We start from the raw sequence: 5775 nt of genomic DNA, 5'->3' as shown, positions 1-5775 counted from the left end.
GCAGGTGATGGAGCTGCTCGCCGATCTCCAGCGCGAGTACAACATGGGCCTGATCCTGATCACCCACGACCTCGGTGTGGTCGCCGACGTCGCGGACAAGATCGCGGTGATGTACGCGGGCCGGATCGTGGAGACGGCCCCGGTCAAGCAGCTCTACGCGGCGCCCGCCCACCCGTACACCCGGGGTCTGCTGGACTCCATCCCGCGCCTGGACCGCAAGGGCCAGGAGCTGTACGCGATCAAGGGCCTGCCGCCCAACATGGCCCAGGTCCCGCAGGGCTGTGCCTTCCACCCGCGCTGCCCCATGGCGCAGGACGTCTGCCGGACCGAGCTGCCCCCGCTCGCCGAGGTCGGCGCGGGTCGCGGCAGCGCATGCCACTTCTGGAAGGAGACGCTCGATGAGCACGCGGCCTGAGAAGCCCGCCGAGGAGTCCGGCGAGAAGCCCACCGCGGTCACCACCACGAAGGGCGCCGGCGCGTCCGCGGAGCGGGAGCCGATCCTCGAAGTGCGCGACCTGGTCAAGCACTTCCCGCTGACCCAGGGCATCCTCGTCAAGCGGCAGATCGGCGCGGTCAAGGCCGTCGACGGGATCTCCTTCGACCTGTACCCGGGCGAGACGCTCGGCATCGTCGGGGAGTCCGGCTGCGGCAAGTCGACCGTCGCCAAGCTGCTGATGCACCTGGAGCGGCCGACCTCCGGGACGATCAAGTACAAGGGCGAGGACATCACCCATCTGTCGGGCCGCGCCCTGCGCGAGGTCCGCCGCAACATCCAGATGGTGTTCCAGGACCCGTACACCTCGCTGAACCCGCGGATGACGGTCGGCGACATCATCGGCGAACCCTTCGACATCCACCCGGACGTGGCGCCGAAGGGCGACCGGCGGCGCAAGGTGCAGGAGCTGCTGGACGTCGTCGGGCTGAACCCGGAGTACATCAACCGGTATCCGCACCAGTTCTCCGGCGGTCAGCGCCAGCGCATCGGGATCGCCCGGGGCCTGGCTCTTCGACCGGAGATCATCGTGGCCGACGAGCCGGTCTCCGCGCTGGACGTCTCCGTCCAGGCCCAGGTCGTCAACCTGATGGAGAAGCTCCAGGACGAGTTCGGCCTGTCGTACATGTTCATCGCGCACGACCTGTCCATCGTCCGGCACATCTCCGACCGGGTCGGTGTGATGTACCTGGGCAAGATGGCCGAGATCGGCACCGACGAGCAGATCTACGAGCACCCCACGCACCCGTACACCCAGGCGCTGCTGTCCGCCGTCCCCGTGCCCGACCCCGAGGCGCGGGACGGCCGGGAGCGGATCGTGCTGGAGGGCGACGTGCCCTCGCCGGCCAACCCGCCCTCCGGCTGCCGGTTCCGCACCCGCTGCTGGAAGGCCACGGACAAGTGTGCCGAGGAGGTGCCGCTGCTGGCGGTGCCGGAGACCTTCGCCGGCCAGGACACCCCGGCCGCGCACCCGTCGGCCTGCCACTTCGCGGAGGAGAAGGCCGCGGTCGTCGCGGCCTGAAGCCCGCTGCGACGCGGCGTCCGCGCCGCGTCCCGGCGGGCCCTCCGGGACGCGCCCGAGCTGTCGCACAGCCGCTCCCGGGCCGCCCGAGGCCGCCGGGTGAGCGCCTGCGCACCGCCTCTGAGCTGCGCCGATGCCGCGCCGCCCGCCCCGGTACCGGCTCCCCCGAACGGGCCAGTCGCCCGTTCGGGGTGTCCGCGTCCGGGGGCCGGGCAAGTCATCCAGTCATACAGGTGAAAACGGTGTTATGTGGGTGCGAGTCGTCTCTCGCGCCCACATTGCACTAGGAGGCACCCATGCGTGGAGCCACCCGCCTCACCTGGACCGACCGCCTCACCTGGACCGGCAAGGCGACCGCGACCGCCGCCCTCCTCGCTCTCACGGCCACGGCCTGCGGTGGCGGCGGGAGCGGCGGCGGTGGAGGCGGCGGCGGGGGCGGCGAGGTGGTCCGCGCGTTCTGGACGGACCCCCAGCACCCGGTCGAGCCCGCCAACACCAACGAGGTGCAGGGCGGCAAGGTCCTCGACATGATCTTCCGGGGCCTCAAGAAGTACAACCCGGACACCGGACGGCCCGAGAACGCCGTGGCGCGCTCCATCAGCACCGACGACCAGCAGAACTTCACGGTGAAGCTCAAGAAGGGCTGGAAGTTCTCCGACGGCAGCCCGGTGACGGCCAAGTCCTTCGTGGACGCCTGGAATTACGGCGCGCTGACCACCAACAAGCAGGTCAATTCCTACTTCTTCGAGTACATCGAGGGCTACGACGACGTCCACCCGCAAAAGGGCGACCCGAAGGCGAAGACGATGTCAGGGCTGAAGGTCAAGGACGATCTGACCTTCACCGTACGGCTCAACCAGAAGTTCTCGCTGTGGCCCGAGACCCTCGGCTACAGCGCCTACGCCCCGCTGCCGAAGAAGTTCTTCTCCGATCACGACGGCTGGCTGTCCAAGCCCGTCGGCAACGGCCCCTACAAGGTGGACTCGTACACCAAGGGCCAGTCCATGAAGCTGTCGAAGAACAAGCACTACGCGGGCGAGGACAAGCCGAAGAACGACGGTGTGGAGCTGAAGGTCTACACCGACCAGAACACCGGCTACACCGATCTCCAGGCCGGGAACCTGGACGTCGTCGACGAACTCCCGGCCAACCAGCTGGAGAACGCGAAGAAGGATCTCAACGGCCGCTACATCAACCAGCCGGCGGGCATCACCCAGACCATCTCCTTCCCGATGTACGACAAGAGATGGCGCACCGAGAAGGCGAAGCTGGTGCGGCGCGGGCTGTCGATGGCGATCGACCGGGAAAAGGTGACCGAGAAGATCTACCACGGCACCCGGGAGCCGGCCACGGATCTCACCTCGCCGGTGCTGGGCAAGCAGGGCGGCTACCGGCCCGGGCTCTGCGGCGACGCCTGCACCTACGACCCGAAGCAGGCGAAGCAGCTGATCAAGAAGGGCGGCGGGCTGCCCGGCGGCCGGATCAAGCTCACCTCGAACGTGGACACCGGCTCCCACCGGCAGTGGATGGAGGCGGTCTGCAACAGCATCAACCACGTACTGGGCAAGGACGACGCCTGTCTCGTCGATCCGCTGCCGACCTTCGCCAAGTTCCGCAACAACATCAGCGACAAGAAGATGAAGGGAATGTTCAGGACGGGCTGGCAGATGGACTACCCGCTCATCCAGGACTTCCTCCAGCCGCTGTACTACACCGACGCCTCGTCCAACGACTCGGGATTCTCCTCCTCCCAGGTCGACAAGCTCATGGACCGGGCGAACTCGGCGCCCGACGAGAAGCAGGCCGTCAGCCTCTTCCAGCAGGCGGAGAAGAAGGTGCTCGACGAGTTCCCGGTGATTCCGCTGTGGTACCAGAACGGCAACGCCGGCTATTCCGACCGGGTCTCAGGGGTGAAACTCAACCCGTTCTCGGTGCCGGTCTTCACCGACATCAAGGTCAAGTGACCCGCCGTGGGGCGCTACGTCGTCAGACGCCTGCTCCAGATGATCCCGGTGTTCATCGGGACGACCCTGCTCATCTTCGTGATGGTGTACGCCATCGGCGACCCGGTCAACGCGCTGTTCGGTGACCGGGCGCCGGACCCGGCGACCGCCGCCCAACTGCGGCACCAGTTCCATCTCGACAAGCCCATCTGGCAGCAGTACGTGCTCTACATGGGCAACATCTTCACCGGGGATTTCGGCAACGCGTTCAACGGCCGCCCGGTGACGGATCTGATGAGCACCGCTTTCCCGATCACGGTCCGGCTGGCGGTCATCGCCCTCGTCTTCGAGATCATCATCGGTATCGCGCTGGGTGTGGCCACCGGGCTGCGGCGGGGACGGCCCGTCGACACCTCGGTGCTCATGCTGACGCTGCTCGTCATCTCCGTGCCGACGTTCGTGACCGGGACGCTCTTCCAGTACCTCTTCGGCGTCAAATGGGGCTGGATCCGGCCCGCCGTGACGCCGGCCGCTCCCGTGGGCGAACTGCTGCTGCCCGGGCTGGTGTTGGCGCTCGTCTCGCTCGCCTATGTGACGCGGCTGACGCGCACCTCCATCGCCGAGAACGCTCGGGCCGACTATGTGCGCACCGCCGTCGCCAAGGGGCTCTCGCGGGGACGGGTGACCGGGCGGCACCTGCTGCGCAACTCGCTCATCCCCGTCGTCACCTTCCTCGGTACCGATGTCGGGACGCTGATGGCCGGCGCGCTGGTGACCGAACGCATCTTCAACATCCAGGGCGTCGGCTTCCAGCTGTGGCAGGGGATCGTGCGGCAGAACTCGCCCACGGTCGTCGGCTTCGTGACGATCCTCGTCATCGTCTTCCTCCTCGCGAATCTGCTCGTCGACCTCCTGTACGCCGTGCTCGACCCGAGGATCCGCTATGCGTGACCCGCAGCCCGCCCGCCGCGTACCCGGCACCGCGCGGAGGGGAGGTACGCCGTGAGCCAACAGCCCCAGTCGCCCCAGCCGTTCCAGCCGCCGGCGATCGGCGGACCGGGCGGCGCCATGGAGCTGGCCGAGACCGAGGGCCAGGGCCTGGAGCACCCCGAAGGGGGACCGGACGGCGGCGGTCCCCGGGAGCGGGGGCGCAGCCTGTGGTCGGACGCCTGGCACGATCTGCGGCGCAACCCGGTGTTCGTCATCGCCGGGCTGCTCATCGTCTTCCTCGTACTGATCTCGCTGTGGCCCGGGTTGATCACCTCGGCGGACCCGCTCTCCTGCGACCTGGGGCGCTCCTTGCAGGAGTCGTCCTCGGGGCACTGGTTCGGCTTCAACGCGCAGGGCTGCGACGTCTACACCCGGGTGGTACACGGCGCCCGTACCTCGGTGACCGTCGGGGTCTGCGCGACGCTCGGGGTGGCGGTCCTGGGCGGGCTGCTGGGCGGGCTCGCCGGCTTCCTCGGCGGTGTCTGGGACGCGGTGCTCTCCCGGGTGACGGACATCTTCTTCGGCATCCCGATCGTGCTGGGCGGGCTCGTCTTCCTGTCCATGACGGGCAGCCGGTCGGTGTGGACGGTGGTCGCGTTCATCGTCCTGCTGGGCTGGCCGCAGATCGCCCGGATCGCCCGGGGTGCGGTGATGACGGCCAAGCAGAACGACTACGTGCTCGCGGCGCGGGCCCTGGGCGCGAGCAACACCCGGATGCTGGTGCGCCACATCCTGCCGAACGCCGTCGCGCCGGTCATCGTGACGGCGACGATCGCGCTGGGCACCTATATCGCGCTGGAGGCCACGCTCAGCTTCCTCGGGGTCGGGCTCCAGCCGCCCACCGTCTCCTGGGGTGCCGACATCTCGGCCGCCTCCGAGGGCATGCAGTTCCGCAACGCCCCGCACATCCTCGTCTATCCGGCGATCGCCCTGAGCCTGACCGTGCTGGCGTTCATCATGCTCGGTGACGCGGTGCGCGACGCCCTCGACCCGAAGCTGAGGTGAGAGCCCCGTGTCCCTGCTCGAAGTGCGCGACCTGCACGTGGAGTTCCACACCCGGGACGGCGTCGCACAGGCGGTCAACGGCGTCAGCTTCGGCGTCGAGGCAGGGGAGACGCTGGCGGTCCTGGGGGAGTCGGGGTCCGGCAAGTCGGTGACGGCGCAGGCGGTCATGGGCATCCTGGACATGCCGCCGGGCCGGATCACCGGTGGGGAGATCCTCTTCCAGGGGCAGGATCTGCTGCGGCTGCCGGAGGACAAGCGGCGCAGGATCCGGGGCGCCCGGATGGCGATGATCTTCCAGGACGCGCTGTCGTCGCTGAATCCGG

General features: G+C 68.6%; 6 protein-coding genes. All 6 read left to right on the top strand.

Going from position 1 to position 5775, the window contains the following annotated elements; translation table 11 throughout:
• A partial coding sequence (locus tag SCA03_RS34240) for an oligopeptide/dipeptide ABC transporter ATP-binding protein (protein WP_141275872.1) occupies positions 1-415 on the top strand: 415 nt, incomplete at its 5' end.
• On the top strand, positions 399-1514 hold the full coding sequence (locus tag SCA03_RS34235; RefSeq protein ID WP_030883465.1) for an ABC transporter ATP-binding protein: 1116 nt from the start codon (positions 399-401) through the stop codon (positions 1512-1514). The genes SCA03_RS34240 and SCA03_RS34235, both read left to right, overlap by 17 nt.
• A 296-nt stretch (positions 1515-1810) precedes the next feature.
• Complete coding sequence (locus SCA03_RS34230; RefSeq protein ID WP_030883464.1) at positions 1811-3478, top strand: peptide ABC transporter substrate-binding protein; 1668 nt, start codon at positions 1811-1813, stop codon at positions 3476-3478.
• Positions 3479-3484: 6 nt separating this feature from the next.
• Positions 3485-4408: an ABC transporter permease gene (locus SCA03_RS34225; RefSeq protein WP_086814522.1), complete on the top strand. Its 924-nt coding sequence runs from the start codon at positions 3485-3487 to the stop codon at positions 4406-4408.
• Between the two features lie 117 nt (positions 4409-4525).
• Positions 4526-5452, top strand: a complete 927-nt coding sequence (locus SCA03_RS34220; RefSeq protein WP_051846654.1) for an ABC transporter permease — start codon at positions 4526-4528, stop codon at positions 5450-5452.
• A gap of 7 nt (positions 5453-5459) precedes the next feature.
• Positions 5460-5775: ATP-binding cassette domain-containing protein (locus tag SCA03_RS34215; RefSeq protein ID WP_141275871.1), on the top strand; the 316-nt coding region annotated here is incomplete at its 3' end.

Source organism: Streptomyces cacaoi, from assembly GCF_006539165.1.
Taxonomy (GTDB): Bacteria; Actinomycetota; Actinomycetes; order Streptomycetales; family Streptomycetaceae; genus Streptomyces; species Streptomyces cacaoi.
This window is presented reverse-complemented; position numbering and strand designations above follow the sequence as displayed.

What these genes read in the sequence shown, in the direction of transcription:
- SCA03_RS34235 (WP_030883465.1), top strand. Translation starts at nt 399, where the DNA reads ATGAGCACGCGGCCTGAGAAGCCCGCCGAGGAGTCCGGCGAGAAGCCC.
- SCA03_RS34230 (WP_030883464.1), top strand. Translation starts at nt 1,811, where the DNA reads ATGCGTGGAGCCACCCGCCTCACCTGGACCGACCGCCTCACCTGGACC.
- SCA03_RS34220 (WP_051846654.1), top strand. Translation starts at nt 4,526, where the DNA reads ATGGAGCTGGCCGAGACCGAGGGCCAGGGCCTGGAGCACCCCGAAGGG.